Raw genomic sequence first — 24,973 nt, forward strand, 5'->3', positions numbered from 1 at the left:
AATTGACTGTGCCAAATAACCGAAGTTATTTGTATTGGTCACTAGTATCATTGATAAATCTTTCGACTTAACTTTTCAACGAGTGCCCACACAGATTGCATGGTCAAATTGTTAAAGAACGTTGACTCAATACTTAATATTGGTCAGGGATGCGTATTTTACTCAGCCCTTAACTGTAGTCAAGAAGAAATTCTAACTTTAAACTTTCTTATTAACTACCCTTGGCAAAACCAAAGATTTAATCGTTATTCGATATTAATAATTCAAAAAGTTTGAACTCGATCATTTGTTTGTTCGTGTTCCCTTTCGATGGAGCGGCATTATAGAGACTTCGATCACTCTGACAAGTCTTTTTTGAAAAAAATAATGTATTTGCTCGTTATTTCATCTACTGTGGTTGATACGCTTGTAATTACAACATTTGATGAACTGATGGTTCACTCGCTAGTAATTACAACTCAATGAAAGTAATATCATTGTGAGTTCGATGTTAAAAGAAACATTACGCATTCTTCCTTCCATTTTGACGATGTAGTTTAATTAAATATGAAATCAAATAATCCAACCATAATAACCGCTCTAGCTATCGCTATTATCGGTGCATTAATTCTTAGCCTTATTCCTACTCTTCATTCTTCTGTTAGCTTTGCTTTAGGTGCAATTGCTGTCGGTGCTGCACTTTACTTCATGCAAAAACCTAAAGAAGTGGCCCCTGTCGATAATACTGAAACCTCTCAAAGCAGCAAAACCCTTTATGTTGGTAACCTTCCTTATCGCGCTAATGAGACTGATGTTAAAAATCTATTCGCTGAGCATGGCGATGTTTTTGCTGTACGCCTAATGAAGGATAAACGTACAGGCAAGCGCAGAGGCTTTGGCTTTGTTGTAATGAGTAGCTTAGATGCAGATAGTGCTATCGAGCAATTAAACAATAAAGAATACGGTCAACGTACGTTAAAAGTACGTGAAGCTAATGAGCCTAAAAACGCAGATACGGATATTGTAGAGACTGAATAGTACCCAGCTCTATTTGACGTAAACTTTTATTCAGCGCCGCTACACTTTGTGTAGCGGCGCTGCTATATGTAAGGTTATTTATTTTATTATGGGGTTGTTTTTCTTGTGCAGATAATCCTAACAAGGACGATACGCGTAGCGCTATCGCTTTACCGGAATCCACAACATTCACTTCATTATTAAGAACGGCTTTTATTTCTTCTTTAATTAATGGGAAATGTGTACAACCTAAAATAATGCTATCTACTTGCTGTTGCCATGGCGCTAAAATCTCACTGAGTTCATGAAGAGAAATAGATTCACCACGTAGCTTTTGCTCAGCCATTTCTACTAATCGGGTTGAACCAATCATTTTAACTTCGCAATCACTAGCAAATTGGTTAATTAACTGATGCGTATATTCACGCTTAACCGTTGCAGGCGTTGCTAATAAGCCAATGACTTTGGTATTACTTAACTTCGCAGCAGGTTTAATCGCTGGAACAACGCCTACAATAGGAATGTTAAGATTTTGGCGCAGGGTCGGTAATACAATTGTACTTGCGGTATTACACGCAATAACAACTAAGTCTGCTTGATATTGCTCAACTAATGTCGAGACAATATGATTGGTACGCTCAATAAGTATATTATCGGGTAACTCACCATACGGGAAGGCGGCGTTATCGAAGGCATAGATATATTGCACTTGCGGTAAAAGATCGTAGATTTCTTTATAAACAGATAAACCACCTACACCAGAATCAAAAATAACAATCTTTTTCACTCGTACCATACCTAATAAACATTACTCACCTTATGATACTGCGATCTTCAGTTCTCGCAAACAGCCCAGTTAGCTAACTGATACCGCTGATAATAAAATCGTTCAGTTCTCTCTATTTTTTCCATGTAATATCTAGAGATCGTTGGAAAAACTGATCATCAACCACAAAGGTTAGTACTGAATCTTCCCGTTATGTACAAGCTTTATTAAAAAGGCCGCTGTATTAGCGGCCTTAATCTTGCGTTTTCGATTAGAATTGGTAGTTAATACTGGTGTAATAAGTACGGCCAGGCATTTGATAACCACCAGCAGTCTCATAATCTTCATTTAGAAGGTTCGCTACTCGCCCTTTTAAGGCAAGTTTTGGCTGTAGCCAATATGTTAATGCCAGATCCCAAGTATCATAAGCCGGTAACTCACCCGTTGGACCATATTGATCTGGACGTTTGCCATGGTATTGATACGTTAGTGCGCTATCGAGATCACCAACACTTGCTGTACCTACCCACTTAAACGAGAATTTCTCGCGGCGATCTAAACGCTGCCCTTGGCTATTACGGGGATCTTTAAAGTCAAAGTTAAGCTGGTGAGATAAAAAGCCCGTATCAAAGTCTGCTTCAACTTCAATACCTTTGATTTTGCTTTTTCCTGATTCGTTATAATACTTCCAAGACGTGTTATTAAAACCAATAAGGTTATCAATCTGCATGCGATAACCTGTAACAGCTAAATCAATCACGTTGTAGTTAGCTTCAATAGCCACTTCCGCATTTTTTGATTTCTCAGGGTTTAGTGTTTCAGTGCCGTAAAATGGTGAATATAGTTGGAATAAATTCGGCGCTTTGAATGCACTGCCGTAAGATGTACGTAGTTGCACTTCATCAGTGATATACCAACCACCAGCCACGTTATAAGTAAACTGAGAACCATACTGCTGGTTATCGTCTAAACGTAAGCTAGACTCTAATGAAAAATCATTAACATTCACTAAACCAATACCATAAATACCCGTATTGTTTCTGCTAAAGGCATCTGAAGATAGCTTGTCTTGCCATGACTCTTTACGCCAATCAACACCACCGACTAATTGTAGATTGTCGTTAACGGTAAAATGGTTATTCCACTGTAGATTGCGTTGAGTGAATTTCTCATCCTGACTGGCAACAACAGGCGTCGTGGTCGCCACTTTATTGTAATCGTAATTCGTTTGATGTTGGTAATCTGCAATTAACTTAGATTGGTAACGCCCTAAATCTAAATCCAATCCTGCGCTATAGTCAAATAACTCAGGCTCTGACTGCATATATTGATGTACTGGTTCACCAGAAAAGAAATCAACGAATGAGCTGTCATACTGGTACTGATTTTTATACCAACGTGTAGAGACAAACCCTTTTAAGGTATCGCTAAAACGTTGATGATAAGCAATCATGGCATTACGACTAGCAAAGCCATGTTTATCACCATCATTTAAACCAGGCTGTGGCTTAACGTTATAGCCTTTATCATCTTCATAACCTACAGCAAGTTGCAGCAAACCATTTTCACCAACTTTATACGCGCCTGATGCACTCGCCTCTTGATAGTTATGACTACCAATACCTACATTCAGCTTCGTTTTTGATGGTGAATCAACATCAGCCAATGTAATGATATTGATTACACCACCAATCGCTTCTGAACCATAGATTGCAGCACGAGCGCCGCGAGTAAATTCAATGCGCTCAACTTGAGTCAAAGGAACTTGGTTAAAATCAACCGCACCTTTTGCTGCTCGTGCCATACGAATACCATCAACGAGAACGAGTACCTGATCGGAATTAGTACCACGTACCATAATACTGGCTAGCTGGCCGCGCCCACCATTTTGCGTCACCTGCACACCCGGTAATAAACTAATCACTTCTGTGAGTGTTTTGGCTTGTATCTTATCGATATCTTGGCGGGTCACGACATTAAATGGCGCAAGTACTGAAGTCACAGGTTGTTCAAAACGGTTGGCAGTGACGACCATCACATCATCGGTTTGGGTGTTATCTTCTGCTGCTATTATAGAAAAAGAAGGGAAATACACCGACGTGACCGCCAGCGCTAAAAGTGTTTTTTTCATTTGAGGATCCTAAGTCGCGTATATAACAAAGCAAAAGTGCTTTACCGCTGGTTGGTATTCGGACTTAAGAGCATGACCTGAAGAAGGTCGCCTAGGCATCAACTTCCCATCTCAACAATACATCATTCCATATCTATTGATTAATCATATTGTTAAAACAGTGTTTGGAATACATCCGTGTGCGTTCGTTCTCTATTACCGCTGCGCGTCAGTTACGGATTTTCACCGTATTCCCGTACCATCCCATGGTTAACCAGCGCAGTGCAGATGCTAGTGATGTATCGCTTTTATGTCTAGTTTTGTTTGCTATTAGTTATAAATAAATTACGCAATAAAAGACTTTTTCTCGGCGTAACACTGGACATCACTGTGCAATGCAATAAAATCTGCGCTCTTATTTTGAGCAGTCGAGGCATACACTATGACATCCACCATCCTTAACACCGCTGATTATCAGCAACAGTTGGATGAAAAGGCAGAGCGTATTCAAAACATTTGTGCTGATTTTGATACCCCTGAACTCGAGGTGTTTGCCTCTCCTGCAGAGCATTACCGCATGCGTGCAGAATTCCGTGTTTGGCATGAGGGTGAAGATCTTTTCTATATCATGTTTAACCAAGAAACACGTGAAAAATACCGCGTTGATCAATTTCCTGCGGCAAGCCGTCTGATCAATGATTTGATGCCGATGCTGGTTGATGCGATCAAACCCATTAAAGCGCTACGTCATAAATTATTCCAAGTCGATTTCTTATCAACCCTTAGTGGGGAAATCCTTGTTTCTATGCTTTACCACCGCCAACTTGATGATGAGTGGACAGCAGAAGCTAAGCAGCTAAAACAGCGCCTAAATGATGAAGGTTTTAAGCTAAATCTTATCGGCCGTGCTCGTAAGATGAAAATCGTACTGGATCAAGACTATGTTATCGAACAATTAAAAGTGCACGATCGCACCCTAACCTACAAGCAAGTTGAAAACAGCTTTACCCAACCGAATGGTGAAGTTGCACAAAAGATGCTTGAATGGGCTGTTGACTGCACTCAAGACAGCGAGGGTGATTTGCTTGAACTTTACTGTGGTAACGGTAACTTTTCACTGGCACTAGCACAAAACTTCGAACGCGTATTAGCAACAGAATTAGCAAAACCATCTGTAGATTCTGCGCAATACAACATTGCGGTTAATAACATTAATAACGTACAAATCATTCGCATGTCTGCAGAAGATTTTACTGATGCAATGGAAGGTAAGCGTGAGTTCCGCCGCTTAAAAGATCAAAATGTGGATCTTCAAAGCTACAACTGCAATACGATCTTTGTCGATCCTCCACGATCGGGGATGGATGAGGGAACCTGCCGTATGGTGCAAGGTTATGAGCGTATCATGTATATCTCTTGTAACCCTGAAACACTCAAAGAGAATTTAGACATCCTGTGTGAAACACACAAAATCACACGTTTTGCCTTATTTGATCAATTCCCATATACCCATCATATGGAAGCTGGTGTATTACTTGAACGTAAATAATATTACCAAGTAGCCCGTAATAAAAAAGGCGCTGAAGGCGCCTTTTTTATTCTTGATCTTAATGAAATTATTTCGATTCAACTTCTGGCTTGGCTTTTTTATTCATTATACCCATTTTGTAGCTCACCCAGAATAGCAGCGCTAGTGCAATCATTAATGGTAAGAAGTTCGAGCCCATTTCTGGAATTGCTGCACGAAGACATGCAGAGTAACCAAATGCGCCGACAAAAAAGCATGCCGTTGCAATCGCAGGCGTACCTTCTGTCATTGGCTTACGTAGGTATTCTTGGTACAGGCAGTACACCGCCAATACAAATGCAAGCACAGGGAAAATAGAGAATGCCACGCTGCTTGACGTTAGTACTGCTAATGTTGCGTTACCGCATACACCCGCTAGTAATGATAGAACTAGAGTTTTACGTTCTGCTTTAACTTGTTGCTTGTCCATATCCTTCACCACAAAATCGAAATAAGGTTATAGTTTTTGCCTGAGCTCTCGACGCTCACGCTCTTTTCGGTACCAATAAGCACCCTTTGCAATCATTCTTAATTGCATAATCAATCTTTCTGCATGCTCAGCACGAGCATGGCTATCCAGATCTAACGCTTCCGCTCCTGAACTAAAGACTAAAGTAACAGACGCCTCTGCTTGGGTATACGCTTCTTCGTGCGCCACCCCAGTTTTGGCCTCAAGATACTCACTTAGTTCAGCAACAAAGTGTTGTATTTCACGGACAACAGCAGCACGAAATGCTGTTGATGTGCCTGAACGTTCACGTAATAGTAGACGAAAGACATTAGGACTACTTTCGATAAACTCCATAAACGTCTCAACCGAGGTGCGGATCACACTCCCTTCGGTCGCAATACGTTGACGAGCTTGCCGCATTAGCTGACGAAGGATCAATCCACCTTCATCCACCATAGTTAAACCTAATTCGTCCATATCTTTAAAATGACGATAAAACGATGTTGGGGCAATCCCAGCTTCACGAGCAACTTCTCGTAAACTTAAATTAGAAAAACTTCTGTCTGCACTTAACTGGCTAAACGCAGCATCGATAAGCGAGCGACGGGTTTTTTCTTTCTGTTGAGCCCTGATCCCCATGGACATCTGCTTCTCTATAGTTTTCTGACCATAATACGCAACTAAATGAAGATAAACCATCGCGTAAGAATAGTCCTATACTACTGGCTCAACCGCCTTCACGCAAAGCCAGATTAACATCATTTATTCACACACTTCACAATCTACCACCTCACCGTTTAGGGTAATTATTCGCATTTATTCTTCCAACTCAGCGATAGAGCGTGATCCCTCGCCAGCTCTGACCATCTATTGATTCTCCTATTGATTACAAATCGTTACACTTACGATGCAAAAATGTTACCAATACAGATAGGAATAATGTGATGACGGATACGCAGTGCAGTAATAACAGTCATTTTGATGTGATTATTATTGGTAGTGGCCCTGGCGGTGAAGGTGCTGCTATGGGATTAACTAAAGCCGGTTTCAACGTTGCGATTATTGAACGCGAAGACAGTGTTGGTGGGGGCTGTACGCACTGGGGAACGATTCCATCGAAGGCTCTGCGTCATGCTGTTAGTCGTATTATTGAATTTAATCAAAACCCGCTTTATTGCAAAAACAACTCAACACTTCACAGCACCTTTAGCCAAATCCTCGGTCATGCTGAAGTCGTTGTAAATAAGCAAACACGGATGCGCCAGGGGTTTTATGACCGTAACCAATGCCAAATTATTCATGGTGAGGCACGCTTTATTGCCAGTCACAATGTTGAAGTAAAAAGCAATGATGGCAGCCTTGAGCGCTACAGTGCTGATAAATTTATTATTGCAACAGGCTCTCGTCCTTACCATCCTGACGGTGTCGATTTTGATCACCCCCGCGTGTATGACAGTGATTCAATTTTACGTTTAGAGCACGATCCTCGCCATATTATTATTTACGGCGCAGGTGTGATTGGTTGTGAATACGCGTCTATTTTCCGGGGCCTTGGCGTTAAAGTTGACTTAATTAACACCCGTCAACGCTTACTGGAATTTCTTGATAATGAAATATCAGACTCCCTGTCTTATCACCTCTGGAACAACGGGGTGATGATACGTAATGATGAGATATTTGAAGAGATTGAAGGGACTGATGACGGGGTGATCCTACATCTACAATCTGGCAAGAAAATGCGTGCAGATTGTATTTTATATGCCAATGGCCGTACTGGTAATACCGATAAACTCGCGCTCGAACATGTTGGCTTAACCCCTGACTCTCGTGGACAGCTCAAGGTTAACCGCAGTTATCAAACCGAAGTCGATCATGTTTATGCGGTGGGGGATGTAATTGGTTATCCAAGCCTTGCTAGTGCAGCCTATGACCAAGGTCGATTTGCAGCACAAGCGATCAGTAAAGGACAAGCTCAAGGTCAGCTAATTGATCATATTCCAACGGGTATTTACACCATTCCTGAGATCAGCTCGGTAGGTAAGACAGAGCAGCAACTAACCGCAGAGAAAGTGCCATATGAAGTGGGACGTTCCCAATTTAAGCATCTTGCTCGTGCGCAAATTGCTGGCACAGAAGTGGGAAGCTTAAAGATTTTATTCCATCGAGAAACCAAAGAGATCTTAGGTATTCATTGTTTTGGTGAGCGCGCTGCAGAAATTATTCACATCGGACAGGCGATCATGGAACAAAAAGGTGAAGGTAATACGATAGATTATTTCGTCAATACCACCTTTAACTACCCGACAATGGCAGAAGCCTATCGAGTGGCAGCACTCAATGGCCTAAACCGTTTATTCTAACCCTATAGCCAAAACTATTAGCCAATAAAAAACGGAGCTTATCTGCTCCGTTTTTATCCTGCATCCTAATCGACATTCATCATCCGATCATCCGGCTCTAAGATATCAGCCCAAGGCAAGCCTTCATCACCTAAGGTAATAAAATTTGGATTCTCTAATGTATTACGCTCGTTATAAGACAGCGGTGTCAAATGGGTATTAAGAATACGACCGCCCGCCTCTTCTACAATACACTGGGTTGCTGCGGTATCCCACTCACCTGTCGGTCCCAAGCGTAAATAACAATCTACCGCACCTTCTGCCACCAAACATGATTTTAATGCTGCAGATCCTAATGGGACGAGTTCATAGTTGTAGCTTGGATCTAATCGCGATGTGATAGAACTGATTTCTTGGCGACGGCTAATGGCCACAACAATAGACTTCGTATTCTCTTCATGATGATGAGTTGCAATTTTGACACTTTCACCTTCAGCGGTAATCTTATGCGCGCCTTTCCCTGCATAGGCATAATATGACACCCCAGATACGGGCGCATAAACCACTCCCATGATCGGACGGTTATCTTCAACTAACGCAATGATTGTCGCAAAATCACCGCTACCAGCGATAAATTCTTGCGTACCATCTAATGGATCAACTAACCAATAACGTTTCCACTGGCTCCGCTCTGTTAATGGTACGCTAGCATCTTCTTCAGATAACACGGGGATATCAGGCGTTAATTGGGTCAATCGCTCCATCACTAACTTATGAGCCGCAAGATCAGCACTTGTCACTGGCGTATTATCATCTTTGATCTGTTTCTCAAACTGACCACGTTGATAAATATCTAAAATCAATTGACCTGATGCTCGAGCGATCTCAACCACATCAGGCAGTAAATGCGAATAGGCCATTGGTTACTCCTTTCGTGCTAATTGCTTCAATGCTAAAAACAATGCGGTAATACTCCGCGCTTCGGCAAAATCAACATGCGTCAGAAGCTCTTCTGCTTGTGCTAATGGCCAACGAATAATGTCTAACGGCTCAGGCTCATCACCTTCAAGTTTCTCAGGATACAGATCTTGCGCTAAAAACAATGTCATGCGACTGGAAAAATAAGACGGGGCTAATATCACTTCTTTTAATGGTTGTAGTTGATGGGCACCAAAACCAATTTCTTCTTTTAATTCACGATTGGCCGCTTCAGTAGGTGTTTCCCCCTCATCAATTAAACCTTTAGGAAAGCCTAATTCATAACGTTCAGTACCTGCTGAATATTCGCGGATCAACAATAAATCGCCTTGCTCCGTCACAGGGACAATCAGCACCGCATTGCGACCACTTGGCTTCATACGTTCATAGGTACGCTCAACACCGTTAGAAAAACGCAAATCCAATGATTCAATTTTAAACAGTCGTGATTGAGCAACAACCTCTGCAGATAAGATTTGAGGTTTATCTTTACTGATCGCCATCTTAAAGCCCTATGTCATGTTATCGCGAAGAAAAATTTTGTTTGTGCCTATGCTTCATTAAAAGCTAATCGCGCAGATAAATAAAGAGGCAGTCTACTTAGACTGCCTCTTACTATTCAGTTTGTGATTAATAACCACTCACATCGCGACGATTAGATAATTACAAACGCCCTGAGTAATTAATTTTATATTGCCCTTTTGAATCAGGATCGCCTAACCATTTTAATTGTTGAGACAATTGCTCAGGGAATGTAGCCCCCGGTTTAAACCATCCTGATAAGCTGTAACTATTATTTTTAGCTAAGTTTGCTTGCCAATCACTACTAACATCATCAGACGACTGTGAGGCTTTTGCTAAAATAGCACCTTCTTGACAACTTAAATCGGCAAAAACAGGGCCTAGATTAATATTTCCCATGGGTGTTGACGCCTTACCTTGTGCCCAAGCCAAGGTTGCATTCAAGGTTTTACAATACGGCGCAGCATACAGATAATCACGTACCGTAAGTTCAATATTACCTGTTAATGTCAACGGCACAGGTAACTTGGCATACTGCATGGCATTCGCTGCTGGTACAGAGACTAAGAGCTTTTCAGCAAACGGTCCCGAGGTGCTATAACCGACAATACCACTACCTTGTAGTTGCATATCACTGCCACGGCCAAATCGGACATCAAACGCGAGTTTACCTGTAAATAGACTACCCAGTTTCATGTCCCATTGAATTTGACCTAAACTTTGATTTTGCCACACAACGGTCTTAGCAGAGCCTTGCCATAGAGTTCCTTGAATACCACTTAATGATAAACCATTAACTTTTGGTGCTTGTTGCCATGCCCAATTAGCCGGTAAATGGACAATAGTGCTGGCAATAAATACCACCCCAAATGTTGCGCCGATAGCGAGTTTAAATTTCACCTTTAACCTCGTCCTAACTGTAATCGGTTTACTTCAACCATGCCATTTTGATCAGTTTTCGAGATATCAATAAATTGCGTTTCAATCCCAAAGTTATCTTGCAGGTAAGAGAGCCAATTAAGTAATGCATTGAACGGTACAGGCTTCACCCATACTTGAATCGCATCATTACGTGGTTGCATACGGATCAATTCAATCTTAAAACGTTCCGTCGTTTCATTTACCACTTGGTTAAGTCCTTTGTCACTGACATTTACCGTACCACCAGCACGCTTAAACGCCGTGATCTTATTTGCTTTACCTTCAACCCATGACAATAGCTGACGTTCACTTTGAATACGTGTTTGTGCTAATTCAGTGCGTTGATTTAATGGTTGCCATAGTCCCCAGTATAAGATAGCTAGCAATAAAGCACCGCCAGCACCCATAACAAGATACTGCTCTCGCTGGCTTAATGCTTTCCACCATGCTTTAATTTCTGCCATTATGCTTTTCTCCTTAGCACGACGGCACCACTGACTAAGCCATCTTCTTTGCTTAATTGACCTTGCTCAACGGTAAAGTCTTTCGTCAACACACTGCGTAACTTCTCAAAATCTTGGAAGTCAGAAGCCGTTGCTTGTAAACGCAGTTCGCCCCGCTTTTGATCGTATTTTAGATTAACAATTTTCACGCTCGGTGCTTTTGATAATGCCGGCTTTAACTCACTTAACCACATTAAAATACCGTTATCCGCTCCCTGCCCACCTAAGCTTTTCAATGCTGCGTTCATTTGATTTTTCAAATAACTCTGTGACGGAATACGTTTAAACTGAGGTAAAACCTGACGGAAGATCCGCTCACTTTCAGCACGGTACGCTTTGGCTTGATGCTCTAGCTGTTGTAACGCCATCACGTGTTCTCCGACTACAGCTACAAGTACTAAACTTGCGGCAATCGCGACTTTACGCCATGGTTTTAAATGCTTACGCCAAGCAGCTTGTGGTTTATAAGCCCCTGATAGTAAATTAACTTTACTTCCCGCAGCCCCTAACGCTAACAGTTGCATCACGAGCTCCGGTGCATGTGCTTGCCAACGCCCACTGACACCTTGAGGTGCTGATGTATAGTGGTGTATGACAACTTGGCTTGGATTCGATTCAACATCCGCCACCGCAGATTCAATGGCAGCTTGATCTGCCTCTTCGTCGTTGCCCTCGTTATCATCACTTGCAGCTAACATAATTGGCGCTTTTTGGGCACTGAACCATGCATCTAACCAACTCGTTTCCGCACAAATCCCCATAAACTCTGATTGACGGATCAACCATTGCCCTTCAATTTCAGCAGCACTATAACCATCATCAAACAACGGCAAACACAAACAGTCTGGAATAACTTTTTTTAGCTCTAAACCACATTCTTTAAATGCTGATAACCATTGCAGCATCTTTTGATGCTCAATAAGCGCTACCGTTGCAACATCATCTTCCCGATGCAGCAACTGAACATGTAAACTTTCAACATCCTGCGCCAATTCTTCTTCTAAGAGATAAGGTAAAACAGCGGTCAATTGGCGGCTACTGCCTGCAGGAATAGTAACTTGTGTTAATAGCATCTCACTGGTAGGCACTAAACCATATACCGGCCGAGTACCCGCATATTCCACTAGCTGATCTAATTGCGTGATATCAGCTAACTGACCTGATGCAATCACTTCGTTCTGCTGTGGCGACCAGACAAGCCATTGCACCGGCACCTCAGGCCGACTACTCAGTCTTATCGTCAGAAATTCGCTCACGGATTCCTCCATACTGGCGACGTACTACCGTCACCTTGTTATTATCATCTCGTTTAAATAGCGTTACCGCTCGTAATCTGGCGTTATCTATTTGTATTTCAGCATCTAATGAAAAATAGTTACTGCTGACCGTTAAGTACTTTTTCTGTTGTTCTTGTTTATCAGCTTGATCGCCTTGTGGTAGCTCTTTCATGAAATCATCAACGCTATCCCACCCTTTACGACGGGCATCGCGATCTTTAATAATTTTTTTTGCAGCGTCCAATGAAAGCTCTGGCGAAAATAAAGCTGACAGTAATACAGCCTGTCTTTGAGTGATCGTATTTACATTGAGTTTAAAGTCATCGGTTGGCAATGCACACACCAAGCCTTTTACTTTCTCATAAATATCAGCCGTCACCCCGTTAATCGCACGTAATTCACTGCGATCCGCTAACCAACCATTAGGGGGTAAGTAAGGTGGTTGAAATGCTTCATACGTGCTGTCTTCACCACCGTAGCTTGATTGCACCGTGGTATTCTTATCAATAAATTCCCAGCTAGAATCTGCGATTTGTTCTGCAGAATAATCATCAACACCACTGTCGATCATGATGTTTTGAAAGTAAGTCACCAAAAATGGCTGCTTACTGCCATCAGCGACAGGTTTTACAGCACCAAGCGCATTAATGTTAAAGCAAGCTTGCTTATCAAACATGCTACCGGTGACTACCGCACCATCAATCGGATAGGTTTGATCTTCTATCGCCCATGGCTGAGTTAAGTCGATGATCTTGCTGTCTTTAAACGTTAAAGCGAGACCTTTTTCAGCTAACGCTTCAACCCCTAAACTGTACCAATACGCCTGCTGATGCTGAATTTGATTCTCAACACGATGAAAATTATGTTGTAAACGTCCCGTCATTTGCACAGCGATCAAGCTCATTAACGCGACGAGCAAGAGCACCACAATTAACGCGACACCGCGCTGTTTTTTCATCATTGTGATTGTTCCGAATCAGCAGAAGCAGATAATGCTGATGTAGGTACGAGATAAATACGCTCAATTTCACCAAAATCTTTCAGTGTCATCGTCACTTTAATACCTTCTGGTAACTTATCTGCGGTATCCCATTTATCTTGCCATTTTTTATCGGTGAAAAAGGAAAACTGCAATTTAGTCACACCATCTAATAACACCTTAACCAGTGGCTTTTCACCAATAACATTATCTGGGTAGCGAAACCAAACACGCTCTAATTGATCGTCAACCACACGATAGCCAACGCGGGTAACATCACCGCGTGGAAACATGGCTTGGGGATTTTGCCAGCCTGTTCGCACGAACATGATCCCATCGCTACTCGAATCCAAAAGGTACTCACCAGCTTGTAACACTTTATCGTTAGGCTCTTCGCCATTAAGCCTGCTTTTACGGGCAACAATTTGACGAAAATCGTTATCCATCATAATCGTGGCACGCTGTATTTCTTTTAATCTTTGGTTATGATCTTTTGATTGCGCATCACTACGCATCACGTTATTCATGACTTGATAAGCGGATAAACTCAGCATGGCAAAAACAGCTATTGCAACAAGTACTTCCAGTAACGTAAAACCGCGCTGGCGGGAATGATTAATTGACGACATAAGTCTTTACCGTTATTACCGAATGTTCACGCTGTGGATCGCTTGCTACCGAAATCTCAATTTGGCGTAATAAGCTCTGCTGCGTTTTGACACTTTTTACCGTCCAATACCATTCACGATCGGCTAATGTCGACTTACCTGTCTTACTTGAAGTTGGATACTGACCGCTTAAATGTAATTGCGCGAGTTCATTATCAGCCACCATCGCAGCAAAGGTTTTTTCTTCTAAATAGCCCAGCGTATTTAAGTGTTGGCTAACCGCTTTCATAATACCCAGCGCAGCAACAGCGAAAATGGCTAAGGCAACTAACACTTCTAATAAGGTAAAACCTTGTTTACTTCTCACGTTTTGTTGCCTGTTCTAAGGTTTCACCTGGCTTAAGCAAGACTAAATTACCCACTTCATCGGCGCTGACTCGCCAAAATTGATTTTCACCGTCGACTTCAAAACGTAAAGTAAACGGTGTGTATTCACCACTCGCCATAACCACAATTTGAGGTTTGATCTTTTTCTTTTCTTCGTCTGACTTTGTAAATAAGTCTTCATCTTTAAACAGTGAATCTGATTTAAAAAGTCGGTCTTTATCTTTCCACGCTCCGCCAATCTCAACCTGAGTTGTAATCGCGTTGTCCAACTTCACATCGGTATAAAATTTTGCACCTTCTAGCGGTTGCCAGCCATCTTGAGTTAATTGCAAAAAATTATATTGGTGTGGCTCAACACGAATGCCGTAGTCCACACCATTAAGCATTGCATCCTCACCCAATAGTTGGGCGAGGTGATGAAAACGTACTGCTTGCTCTTTTACTTCATCTCGTTTGTTATCCGGTAAAGTTGAGATCACCGCAACTGCGCTGGTTGCGAGTAACACCAGCACCAACATCATTTCAATGAGAGTAAAACCTACACTACGCTTCATCATAAAGACTTATTACTTCTTGTTGTAATCCAACATATTCCAGTTACCGATGTCGGTATTCACACCATCACCACCTTCTTGACCATCTGCGCCTAAGCTAAAGATATCAATCGCGCCATGTTCACCTGGTGCCACATAATGGTACTCATAACCCCAAGGATCTTTAGGTAGACGCTTAATATAACCACCATCACGGTAATTACGCGGCTCAGGAGAAGAAGACGGCTTTGTCACCAATGCCTCTAAACCTTGATCGGTTGTTGGATATACGCTGTTATCTAACTTGTACATTTCTAAAGACTGTTCAAGCGCACTAATATCTGTCACAACTTTTTGTTGGTCAGCTTTTTCTTTGTTACCTAATAGATTGGGAACGACTAAACTCGCCAATACGCCCAAAATAACAATTACCACCATTACTTCTAATAGGGTAAAACCACGTTGTTTTTGTTGCATTAAAACCTCCGAAGAAAAACTACATCCCAACCATGTTGTTCAGTTCAATAATTGGCATTAAGGTTGCGATAACAATAAACATTACCACCCCAGCCATAGCGACAATTAATAATGGCTCAAAGACCCCTAGTGCCATATTAACAAGTGATTCAAAATCACGATCTTGGTTATCTGCTGCACGGGTTAGCATTTGCTCTAACTCGCCACTTCGTTCACCACTCGCGATCATGTGTAGCATCATCGGTGGGAACAATTTGGTTTGCTCAAGGGATACTCGTAGACTTCCCCCCTCACGTACATTATCTGCGGCAGATAAAATTTTCTTATTCACATACGTATTGGTCATAACATCAGAAGCGACCTTCATCCCATCCAGTAATGGAATCGCACTGGATGTACAAATCGATAATGTTCGCGCAAAACGTGAGGTATTTAACCCTCGTGCGACTTTACCAATCACTGGTACATGTAAGATGCCGCGATCCCACTTCATCCGATACTTAGGCTGCTTGAGGGCTGTCTTGATCAAAGCAATGATTGATACAATCACCACAACGACCACTAATCCCCAATGCTGAACAAAATTACTTGCTGCCAATAACACTTCGGTAATGGTGGGTAATTGTTGCCCCATTTGTACAAATTGATCGACAATTTTAGGCACAACCGTTGCTAGCAAAAATGCCACCACAGACACAGCGACAAGCGTTAACATGATGGGATAGATCATCGCTTGCTGTAATTTACTGCGCATTTGTTGACGGTTTTCGGTGTAGTCTGCCAAACGATTTAAAATCGTATCAAGGTGGCCCGATTTTTCTCCCGCCGCCACCATGGCGCGAAAGAGTTGGTCAAAAATATGAGGATATTCCGCCATACTGTCAGCTAAGGTATATCCTTCTACTACCCGAGAACGCACCGCCAATAAAATGTTTTTTAGACGTGGCTTTTCGTTTTGCTCAGCAACCGCCTTGATACATTCTTCTAATGGCATTGAGGCTTGTACCAGTGTTGCTAACTGACGGGTGATCAGGGCAAGTTCATTGGTACTGATCCCACGTTTAAAGCTGAACTGTTTACGCGTCGGGGTTTTACTGCGACTTTGACCTGAGGTTTGAGTAACCTCTATCGGCACCATGCCTTTTTCACGTAATTGTTGGCGTACTTGACGGGCAGTATCCCCCTCAATCACCCCTTTTTTCTGTCGGCCTTTGGCATCTAAGGCTTTATATTCAAATGCCGCCATTAGCCCTCCTTCGTCACACGCATCACTTCTTCAAGTGTGGTGATCCCTTGACGTGCTTTCGCTAAACCATCATCGCGAATACTCGGTGTATATTGACGCACGTATTTCTCAATCGCTTGCTCACCCGCCTCGCCATGGATCAACTCTTGTACTTGTTCATCCACCAGCAATAGTTCATGAATACCCGTACGACCACGATAACCTTTTTGGTTACAGTGCTCACAACCAGATGGGCGATATAATGTCAGTGGTTCAGATTCAGCTAAATTAAATAGCTTTTTCTGCTGGCTATCGGCTTCATAAGGCTGACGACAATCTTGACATAGCGTACGCACTAATCGCTGGGCTAACACCCCAAGCAATGACGATGACACTAAGAAAGGTTCAATACCCATATCACGTAAACGGGTGATCGCCCCGACCGCAGTATTAGTGTGGAGGGTAGATAACACCATATGGCCTGTCAGTGATGCTTGAACAGCAATAGCTGCAGTTTCTAAATCACGGATCTCACCGATCATCACCACATCGGGATCTTGACGAAGAATGGCACGCAAACCTCGCGCAAACGTCATATCAACTTTGCTGTTAACTTGAGTTTGTCCAATGCCATCAATATCAAATTCAATCGGATCTTCGACGGTTAAGATATTGCGCTCAGCACTGTTTAGCTCTTGCAAACCCGCATACAACGTCGTGGACTTACCCGAACCTGTCGGACCTGTGACCAAGATAATACCGTGTGGACGCTCGATAATTTTTCTAAACGCTTGATGGTTTTCCGGTGTCATACCTAAGCTATGCAAATCAAGGCGTGTCGCGTTTTTATCTAATAAACGCAATACGACTCGCTCACCATGAGAAGAAGGCATGGTTGATACACGTACATCAACCGCACGACCACCAATTCGCAGTGAAATACGACCATCTTGAGGAATACGTTTTTCTGCAATATCAAGCTTTGCCATAACCTTAATACGTGAAACAAGCAGCGGTGCCAATTTACGACTTGGCTGTAAGACTTCACGTAACATGCCATCAATACGAAAACGGATTGACAGTACTTTTTCAAAGGTTTCGATGTGGATATCAGATGCCCCTTCTTTGATCGCTTCGGCCAACATGGCATTGATCAATTTGATAATAGGTGCATCATCTTCCGATTCCAGCAAATCTTCTGTTTCAGGTAAGTCTTCAGCAAGCGCAAAGAAATCATCGCTATCAGAGCCCAAATCTTGCATTAACTGGCGCGCTTCTGATGAATCACGTTGGTATGCTTGTGTTAACTTTTGCTCAAACTCACTGTCATTTAATGCGATGGGCGTAAAACAGCAACCTAGCACTCGACGCACTTCAGCAAGTACTGCAGCAGACAGTTGTCCACTGAAATAGAGTTGCCATCCTTGCTCACCAGCCTCTACCACCACATGATGGCGTTTGGCAAAAGAGAAAGGTAATCGAAACGTTACCATTGATTCTGTTTCTAAAAACCCATCAGCCATTAGTGTTGCTCCAACTGAGAAACAAAGGCACGCACTTCAGCTGGTAAATCCATGTCTTCACCGTATTTTGGTAATACCGGCATATCTGCGTCCATCAAGCGCATACCTTGCTCTGCTTTGTATAACTGCTGCGCACGAATATAGTTGTACTTACGCTGAGTCAAACCGTCAGCACTCATCCCATCACGTAAAATAGTTGGGCGAATGAAAACCATTAGGTTGGTTTTTTCAGTTTGGTTATTGGTAGAGCGGAATAACGCACCAAGCACAGGAATATCACCTAAAATCGGTACTCTTTGCTCAGATTCAAGGGTCTTCTCTTGCATTAAGCCACCTAAAGCGATCATGTTACCGTCTTTAACCAATACCGATGTGGTTAGCTCTCGCTTATCAAAACGAATATCAACGGCACCATTAGCATCAGCCACTTGCGAGACAACCTGTTCAATCTTCATTTGAACTGAGTCCCCTTCGTTGATCTGCGGGGTGACTTTAAGTCGAATACCGACATCCTTACGCTCAACCGTAGTAAACGGATTATCGTTATTAGAGCCGGTTTGTGAACCAGTCGTCACAGGGACTTCCTGACCAACCGATAAATTCGCTTCTTGGTTATCCAATACCGTGATATTCGGTGTCGATAATACATTCACATTTCGGTTTGCTTGAACGGCTGTCACTAACGCAGTCCAATCACCCAATGCAATTGCAGCAGCAGCCCCTTTCACACCACCAAGGAAAGCAGCCATTGGTGCTAAATCACCACTTTCTGTCGTCACGATAGGGGGTAATTCCGCACCGGTATCAGGATCGTAACGTTTTTGTGTTGTCGTTTTGTCTTTCGCTGCTTCTTGCGCAGATAGCAAACCACCAATTGGTGCTCCACTGTTACCAAACTGGATAACACCGCCGTCTTGTGAGCCCCACTGCACACCGAAATCGACACCATCACCTTCTTGTACTTCAACAATCATGGCTTCGATATGGACTTGGGCACGACGAATATCTAATTGAGAGATAATCGACTCAAGTTTATTCATCACATCACTTGGCGCAGAGATAATCAGAGAGTTAGTCGCGTCATGCGCAGAAATCATGACTTCATCTTTACTCGATTGACTCACTTGTGGCGTATTACTCTTATTTGCCGCTTGGATATTTTCAGACACGCCTTTTAGCACATCAACCATATCAGCGGCTTTGGCGTATTTTAAGTAAATAACGCGACTGTTGCCGCTTGCTGCCATTTCTTTGTCAAGCTTATGAATCAAGGCTTTTAAACGTTCCCGAACTTTAGGATCGCCTGAAATTAATACTGAGTTGGTACGCTCATCTGCTACCGCTTTCGGGATCAAAAATCCTGGGGTTGATTTCGCATCAGCACTTTTATTTAACGCCTCAACGATACGCACCATCTCAGGTGCTGAAGCATTATTCAGCGACACGACGGTCACGTCTTTATTACCAGCACGATCGACACGCTCAATAATATCCGCTAAGCGGTTAACCACCGCAGCACGACCAGTGATCATAATGATATTGGCAGGATCGTAGTGAACAACGTTACCTGCACCCGCATTATCGTTAAGTTGGCGTAATAATGGGGAGAGCTCTCGCACTGACACGTTTTTTACTGCAATCACACGCGTAACCACAGCATCACCAGGCACATTACTGTCATTCGCGCCCACAACTGGGATAGCAGAGGTTTTGGCATCTTTATCACGAATAACTTTTAGTACGCCATCTTCCATTTCCACAACAGCAAAACCATAGACTTCCAATACGTTAAGGAAGAAACGGTAATACTGCTCATCATTAAGAAGATCATAACTGCGCACATTTACCTGACCACGAACCGCAGGATCAATAATGATCGTCTTATGTAATGAACGTCCAACAATATTGATGAACTCTTGAATATCTGTCCCTTTGAAATTAGCACTTAGCTCATCAGCCATTGCCGAACTACAAAGCAAGCTACTTGCTAGCCATAGGGCACTTTTACCCATTAATTTTTTCACAAAAAACTCCTGCGTTTTCGTCTTTTTTGTCACGCAATGCACTGCTATTATTGCAGTTCAATGTGAATATCATGAACTTGACCGCCGCGTTCAACCGTCAAAGTAAAATCAGTCGCTGAAGAAAGCTCAGCCCAGAGCTTTGCCATCACACTTGGATCGGTCAGGCTATTTCCGTTAATCGCCACCGCTAAATCATTCGCTTTCAGGCCAACAGAATCAAATAAAATTCGGTCTTTACCCGGATTCACTCGATATCCCTGTACTTCGCCATCCTTCTTCACTTGAGATAAGCGGATATAACTAAATAGAGATTGAGGTTGAGCTAAAATTTTCTTTTTGATCTCAGCTAATTTCGAGCTGTCGACATTCGGTTTAGTCGCGTTATTCGAGGTTGATTTTTGCGTAGCTGGCTGGGCTGATTTAGAGAATTTTAATCCCTCAAGCATCACGGTTTCATCACGACCACTATTGCTAATAATAACGCGATCGTTATACACCGCTTTTAATGTCACACGGGTACCATCAACAACTTCATTGACACCATAAGTATTCTGCTTACCGTTGTTTGTGATCACGGCAAAGGCGGATTGAGGATCACTGCTCGCGACAACCCCAACTAACTTTAAATTCAATCGCGTTTGTGGCGCGTCTTTTTTAACCGTGGCTTCAACCGGCTTTGGCTGCGCGTTATATTGCCCAAATAGATTCATGGACAATAAGTTACCGACATTAATATCAGATCCTGATGTAGCCACTTTTACTGACTTCGCTTGCCAAGGTGCCACTGTCGCTGGCGGCGCTAATAACATCCACACCATACGACCAGAAATCCACGCTAAAATAACCACTAGTAGCCACGTTAGTAGTCGTGTAAGTGTACGCTGAGATAGCGGGCGCTTTGTGATTATCATGGGCAGCCATGTAGATACTTGCATAGTGGAAATCCATTCAATGAATATCGGGAGGTATATTATCGCTCCCTATATAAACAAGGGGTATTGTAATCAACTTTTATGATCTCTTTTTAACACATTGAATGCTATTCATTATTGTAAAAAAGAAGCAAATTACTCAAAAGACTAACGATAATTTGTAATAAATTCTTGCTTGATGATTGAAAACCCCGATTAACATCACCATTTATTAGAAATAGGTGATAGCTGACGCTATTAAAACAATATGATATTTTATCGCCCCTTTGAATAAAGGAACCGTTATGGGTCAAGCGACATCCGAACTAAAACAGGTTCGTCTTGATAAATGGTTATGGGCTGCACGTTTTTATAAAACACGTTCTGTTGCTCGCACGATGATAGATGGCGGCAAAGTGCAATATAACGGACAACGCTCAAAACCAAGTAAGATGGTTGAAGTTGGCGCAGAAGTAAAATTGCGCCAAGGTAACGATGAAAAGACCGTTACCATCGAAAAAATCTCTGATACCCGCCGTGGTGCACCGGAAGCACAATTGCTATATCAAGAAACAGCACAAAGTATTGAATTACGGGAACGCCATGCACAAATGCGCAAACTCAATGCTTTTGATAGTCCGAGTCCGATCAAACGACCAGATAAAAAACAGCGTCGTGACATCATGAGATTCAAAAACATCAATACATCAGAATAAAAGGTTGCCAGCCTTAATCAATTCATCGTTGGTAATAGCAGAGTACTTTATATCAAGTAAGCCAAATGCTGAGCCACATGAGTTCATTGAAATACTGGGTATAACGCACTTAGATGCACTACCAAATATGATGCAGGGTTGGCACCACAGCTGGAGAGAAAGAGAAAATGACACAAGATTTTTTAAACCGTTACCTATTTGATGGCGTTTCAGTACGTGGTGAGTTAGTACAGTTAGGTGATACTTACCAACAAATTCTTTCAACCACTGAGTACCCAGCACCAATCAAAACACTACTTGGTGAATTGTTAGTCGCAACCAGTCTATTAACAGCAACGCTAAAATTTGAAGGCTCAATCACCGTACAATTACAAGGTGATGGTCCTGTTAGCCTCGCTGTGATTAATGGCGATCAGAACCAAAAGCTACGTGGTGTGGCTCGTTGGGAAGGTGACATTAAAGACGGTAGCACTATCCATGATCTAATGGGCAAAGGCTACATGGTGATCACAATCCTTCCTACCAAAGGTGAGCGTTACCAAGGTGTCGTTGGTCTTGAAGGTGAAACCATGGCGGAATGTTTAGAGACTTACTTTAAAAACTCTGAACAGCTAAAAACACGTATCTGGCTACGTACCGGTGAGTTTGAAGGCCAACCTAAAGCTGCGGGTATGCTATTACAAGTAATGCCCGATGGTCAGGGCGGTGAAAGCGATTTTGAGCACTTAGAAACAATTACTGATACGGTAAAAGATGACGAACTATTTAGCTTAGATGCACAAGATCTACTGTACCGTTTATACCACCAAGAAGAAGTAAAAGTATTCGAACCACAAGCCGTCAGCTTTGAATGTAGCTGCTCTCGTGATCGTAGTGGTTCAGCAGTTATTAGCCTTCACCCTGACGAGATTGAAAAAATCTTAGCGGAAGATGGAAAAGTATCACTGCATTGTGATTACTGTGGTACCGACTATGACTTCGATAGCATTGATATTGCAGCACTTCGTGAAAATGCAGGCAATGCTGACGATAGCAAGGTTCATTAATTCTCGCTTCGTATTAAGCCTGAAATATAATTACAAAGCCGGCATATATGCCGGCTTTCTCATATTGCAAAACAACATTCCAGCTAAAACTTGAAAGTGAATCACTAAAAAGCGCTTCTTTTTTCACCAGAAATAATAATTCAACCCCCTAGATTTCTGCTTTAACCGCCCTGTAAACTAAATAAAAACATCTAATTCACACGCCCGTTAGCCTTTGCAAAAGCTAGGGTTATTTATGATGTATATCCCTGATTTAGCCCGTTATGGTTAATAGTTAAACAACATCTTACCCAAGGAGCGCCAATGAGCACAATGTGTGTCGATAATAAGGTTGCAACGAACATGGATTTGTCCCAATACGGAATACTCAATGTTACAGATGTGATTCGTAATCCTTCTTACGAAATACTGTTCGCAGAAGAGACGAAAACAGAGTTAAAAGGGTTTGAAAAAGGCATTGTCACCGAGCTCGGTGCAATTGCTGTTGATACAGGGATATTTACTGGTCGTTCACCACAAGATAAATTTATTGTCAAAGACGACACCACCCAAGATACCTTGTGGTGGTCAGATCAAGGCAAAAACGATAATAAACCACTTAGCCAACAAGCATGGCATGATCTTAAATCTCTCGTAACAGCGCAACTCTCTAACAAACGTCTTTTTGTGGTAGATGGCTATTGTGGCGCTAACCCTGATACACGTATATGTATTCGAGTGATCACTGAAGTCGCTTGGCAAGCACACTTCGTTAAAAACATGTTTATTCGCCCAACAGAAGCAGAGTTAGCAACATTTGAGCCCGACTTTGTGATCATGAATGGCTCGAAGTGTACTAATCCTAAATGGCAAGAGCACGGCATGAACTCAGAGAACTTCACGGTATTTAACCTCTCTGAAAAAATGCAACTTATTGGCGGTACATGGTATGGCGGTGAGATGAAAAAAGGGATGTTCGCGATGATGAACTACTTTTTACCTCTCAAAGGCATTGCCTCTATGCATTGCTCTGCCAATATAGGGGAAAATGGTGATACCGCTATCTTTTTTGGCTTATCTGGCACAGGTAAAACAACCTTATCAACGGATCCTAAACGGGCATTAATTGGTGATGATGAGCATGGTTGGGATGACAACGGTGTGTTTAACTTTGAAGGTGGATGTTATGCAAAAACCATTAACCTTTCAAAAGAAGCTGAACCTGATATCTACCATGCTATTCGTCGTGATGCGTTACTGGAGAACGTAACCGTACGTAATGATGGTTCTATCGATTTTAATAATAATTCAAAAACAGAAAACACTCGCGTGTCTTACCCGATTTATCATATCAATAATATCGTAAAACCTATCTCAAAAGGTGGCCATGCCAATAAGGTTATTTTCTTATCGGCAGATGCTTTTGGTGTATTACCTCCGGTATCAAAGCTAACCCCCGAGCAAACTAAATATCACTTCTTATCAGGTTTTACTGCAAAACTCGCGGGAACGGAACGTGGTATTACAGAGCCGACACCGACTTTCTCTGCATGTTTTGGTAATGCTTTTTTAACCCTCCACCCAACAAAATATGCAGAAGTGTTAGTGAAACGTATGGAAGCAGCGGGAGCTGAAGCCTACTTAGTCAATACAGGCTGGAATGGCACAGGTAAACGTATTTCGATCCAAGATACTCGTGGCATTATCGATGCAATTTTAGATGGCTCAATTGATAGCGCACCAACTAAGCAAATTCCTATTTTCAATTTAACCGTACCAACGGCATTACCCGGTGTCGCCCCTGAAATTCTAGATCCTCGTGATACCTATACCGACCCACTACAATGGGAAAGTAAAGCCAAAGATCTTGCCAGTCGATTTATCGCAAACTTCGATAAATATACTGATACCGCAGAAGGCGAGTCTTTAGTCAAAGCAGGCCCGCAGCTCGATTAAGTGTCAAACAACCCAGCCCCTATCGGTAGGGGCTTTTTTATCTCTCACATCACTGATCTACTATAAATTCAAAACCATAGCGTGCCTCAAATCCGACTCACATATCTTGCCAAGTACTAATATTTGCGCCAATCTCATCATATAGATAATAAAATGTGTTAATGGCTTTCAGGGAATGA

Annotated in this window: 24 protein-coding genes and 1 riboswitch; of the genes, 6 read left to right on the forward strand and 18 right to left on the reverse strand. The window is 42.3% G+C overall.

Annotation, left to right across the window (positions count from 1 at the left end; all coding sequences use genetic code 11):
• The first annotated feature begins 546 nt into the window (after positions 1–546).
• Positions 547–1,017 (forward strand): RNA-binding protein, encoded by a 471-nt coding sequence (locus tag C9J46_RS14550; RefSeq protein WP_107207761.1) that lies wholly within the window; start codon positions 547–549, stop codon positions 1,015–1,017.
• Here the strand turns inward: C9J46_RS14550 and murI are convergent.
• Positions 980–1,792, reverse strand: a complete 813-nt coding sequence (gene murI / locus C9J46_RS14555; RefSeq protein ID WP_107207762.1) for a glutamate racemase — start codon at positions 1,790–1,792, stop codon at positions 980–982. The genes C9J46_RS14550 and murI overlap by 38 nt on opposite strands.
• A gap of 241 nt (positions 1,793–2,033) precedes the next feature.
• Complete coding sequence (gene btuB, locus C9J46_RS14560) at positions 2,034–3,893, reverse strand: TonB-dependent vitamin B12 receptor (protein WP_107291112.1); 1,860 nt, start codon at positions 3,891–3,893, stop codon at positions 2,034–2,036.
• A gap of 31 nt (positions 3,894–3,924) precedes the next feature.
• Positions 3,925–4,166, reverse strand: a riboswitch (cobalamin riboswitch).
• A 148-nt stretch (positions 4,167–4,314) separates the two neighbouring features.
• On the opposite strand from btuB, the gene trmA reads away from it, so the two are divergent.
• Positions 4,315–5,421 (forward strand): tRNA (uridine(54)-C5)-methyltransferase TrmA, encoded by a 1,107-nt coding sequence (trmA, locus tag C9J46_RS14565; RefSeq protein WP_107207764.1) that lies wholly within the window; start codon positions 4,315–4,317, stop codon positions 5,419–5,421.
• A gap of 67 nt (positions 5,422–5,488) precedes the next feature.
• Here trmA and C9J46_RS14570 read toward each other — a convergent pair whose 3' ends face one another.
• Together C9J46_RS14570 and fabR are read right to left on the reverse strand one after the other, a co-directional pair.
• Positions 5,489–5,869 (reverse strand): YijD family membrane protein, encoded by a 381-nt coding sequence (locus C9J46_RS14570; protein WP_107207765.1) that lies wholly within the window; start codon positions 5,867–5,869, stop codon positions 5,489–5,491.
• Between the two features lie 27 nt (positions 5,870–5,896).
• Positions 5,897–6,529: an HTH-type transcriptional repressor FabR gene (gene fabR, locus C9J46_RS14575; RefSeq protein WP_107207832.1), complete on the reverse strand. Its 633-nt coding sequence runs from the start codon at positions 6,527–6,529 to the stop codon at positions 5,897–5,899.
• Positions 6,530–6,834: 305 nt separating this feature from the next.
• Here fabR and sthA point away from each other — a divergent pair, with 305 nt between their 5' ends.
• Entirely contained in the window at positions 6,835–8,250 is a 1,416-nt protein-coding gene (sthA, locus tag C9J46_RS14580; RefSeq protein WP_107207766.1) for a Si-specific NAD(P)(+) transhydrogenase, read from the forward strand.
• 65 nt (positions 8,251–8,315) lie between these two features.
• On the opposite strand, the gene cysQ is transcribed toward sthA, so the two are convergent.
• From cysQ to gspC, 14 genes are all read right to left on the reverse strand, one after another.
• On the reverse strand, positions 8,316–9,149 hold the full coding sequence (gene cysQ / locus C9J46_RS14585; RefSeq protein ID WP_107207767.1) for a 3'(2'),5'-bisphosphate nucleotidase CysQ: 834 nt from the start codon (positions 9,147–9,149) through the stop codon (positions 8,316–8,318).
• 3 nt (positions 9,150–9,152) lie between these two features.
• Positions 9,153–9,710 (reverse strand): ADP compounds hydrolase NudE, encoded by a 558-nt coding sequence (gene nudE, locus C9J46_RS14590; protein WP_107207768.1) that lies wholly within the window; start codon positions 9,708–9,710, stop codon positions 9,153–9,155.
• Between the two features lie 160 nt (positions 9,711–9,870).
• The gene (locus tag C9J46_RS14595; protein ID WP_107207769.1) at positions 9,871–10,629 is read right to left on the reverse strand and encodes a type II secretion system protein N; all 759 of its coding nucleotides are present in this window, start codon (positions 10,627–10,629) and stop codon (positions 9,871–9,873) included.
• Positions 10,630–10,631: 2 nt separating this feature from the next.
• On the reverse strand, positions 10,632–11,114 hold the full coding sequence (locus tag C9J46_RS14600; RefSeq protein ID WP_105061428.1) for a type II secretion system protein M: 483 nt from the start codon (positions 11,112–11,114) through the stop codon (positions 10,632–10,634).
• On the reverse strand, positions 11,114–12,409 hold the full coding sequence (gspL, locus tag C9J46_RS14605) for a type II secretion system protein GspL (protein ID WP_233217770.1): 1,296 nt from the start codon (positions 12,407–12,409) through the stop codon (positions 11,114–11,116). Before gspL ends, C9J46_RS14600 begins: the two co-directional genes overlap by 1 nt.
• Entirely contained in the window at positions 12,378–13,391 is a 1,014-nt protein-coding gene (gspK, locus tag C9J46_RS14610; protein ID WP_107247532.1) for a type II secretion system minor pseudopilin GspK, read from the reverse strand. The genes gspL and gspK overlap by 32 nt, the downstream gene beginning before the upstream one ends.
• Positions 13,388–14,038 carry a type II secretion system minor pseudopilin GspJ gene (gene gspJ, locus C9J46_RS14615; RefSeq protein ID WP_045084553.1) on the reverse strand — a complete coding sequence of 217 codons (651 nt, stop codon included), beginning with the start codon at positions 14,036–14,038 and terminating at the stop codon, positions 13,388–13,390. The genes gspK and gspJ overlap by 4 nt, the downstream gene beginning before the upstream one ends.
• A complete protein-coding gene (gene gspI, locus C9J46_RS14620; protein ID WP_107207772.1) occupies positions 14,025–14,384 on the reverse strand; it encodes a type II secretion system minor pseudopilin GspI in 360 nt (119 codons plus the stop codon). Before gspI ends, gspJ begins: the two co-directional genes overlap by 14 nt.
• Positions 14,374–14,961: a type II secretion system minor pseudopilin GspH gene (gene gspH / locus C9J46_RS14625; RefSeq protein WP_107247533.1), complete on the reverse strand. Its 588-nt coding sequence runs from the start codon at positions 14,959–14,961 to the stop codon at positions 14,374–14,376. The genes gspI and gspH overlap by 11 nt, the downstream gene beginning before the upstream one ends.
• 9 nt (positions 14,962–14,970) lie before the next feature.
• On the reverse strand, positions 14,971–15,414 hold the full coding sequence (gspG, locus tag C9J46_RS14630; RefSeq protein WP_005372551.1) for a type II secretion system major pseudopilin GspG: 444 nt from the start codon (positions 15,412–15,414) through the stop codon (positions 14,971–14,973).
• A 19-nt stretch (positions 15,415–15,433) separates the two neighbouring features.
• Positions 15,434–16,660, reverse strand: coding sequence for a type II secretion system inner membrane protein GspF (gene gspF / locus C9J46_RS14635; protein ID WP_107207774.1), 1,227 nt, complete (start codon positions 16,658–16,660; stop codon positions 15,434–15,436).
• The gene (gspE, locus tag C9J46_RS14640) at positions 16,660–18,162 is read right to left on the reverse strand and encodes a type II secretion system ATPase GspE (RefSeq protein WP_107207775.1); all 1,503 of its coding nucleotides are present in this window, start codon (positions 18,160–18,162) and stop codon (positions 16,660–16,662) included. Before gspE ends, gspF begins: the two co-directional genes overlap by 1 nt.
• On the reverse strand, positions 18,162–20,174 hold the full coding sequence (gene gspD / locus C9J46_RS14645) for a type II secretion system secretin GspD (RefSeq protein ID WP_199187123.1): 2,013 nt from the start codon (positions 20,172–20,174) through the stop codon (positions 18,162–18,164). The genes gspE and gspD overlap by 1 nt, the downstream gene beginning before the upstream one ends.
• Before the next feature lie 59 nt (positions 20,175–20,233).
• The gene (gene gspC, locus C9J46_RS14650) at positions 20,234–21,121 is read right to left on the reverse strand and encodes a type II secretion system protein GspC (RefSeq protein WP_107207777.1); all 888 of its coding nucleotides are present in this window, start codon (positions 21,119–21,121) and stop codon (positions 20,234–20,236) included.
• A 281-nt stretch (positions 21,122–21,402) separates the two neighbouring features.
• Between gspC and hslR the strand changes: the two genes are divergently transcribed.
• The 3 genes from hslR to pckA all read left to right on the forward strand — a co-directional run bounded on the left by hslR (position 21,403) and on the right by pckA (position 24,794).
• Positions 21,403–21,813, forward strand: a complete 411-nt coding sequence (gene hslR / locus C9J46_RS14655; RefSeq protein WP_107207778.1) for a ribosome-associated heat shock protein Hsp15 — start codon at positions 21,403–21,405, stop codon at positions 21,811–21,813.
• 167 nt (positions 21,814–21,980) lie between these two features.
• Positions 21,981–22,859: an Hsp33 family molecular chaperone HslO gene (gene hslO / locus C9J46_RS14660; protein WP_107207779.1), complete on the forward strand. Its 879-nt coding sequence runs from the start codon at positions 21,981–21,983 to the stop codon at positions 22,857–22,859.
• Between the two features lie 303 nt (positions 22,860–23,162).
• Positions 23,163–24,794 (forward strand): phosphoenolpyruvate carboxykinase (ATP), encoded by a 1,632-nt coding sequence (gene pckA / locus C9J46_RS14665; RefSeq protein WP_107287852.1) that lies wholly within the window; start codon positions 23,163–23,165, stop codon positions 24,792–24,794.
• Positions 24,795–24,973: the final 179 nt, after the last annotated feature.

It is taken from the genome of Photobacterium sp. GB-36, from assembly GCF_003026135.1.
Taxonomy (GTDB): Bacteria; Pseudomonadota; Gammaproteobacteria; order Enterobacterales; family Vibrionaceae; genus Photobacterium.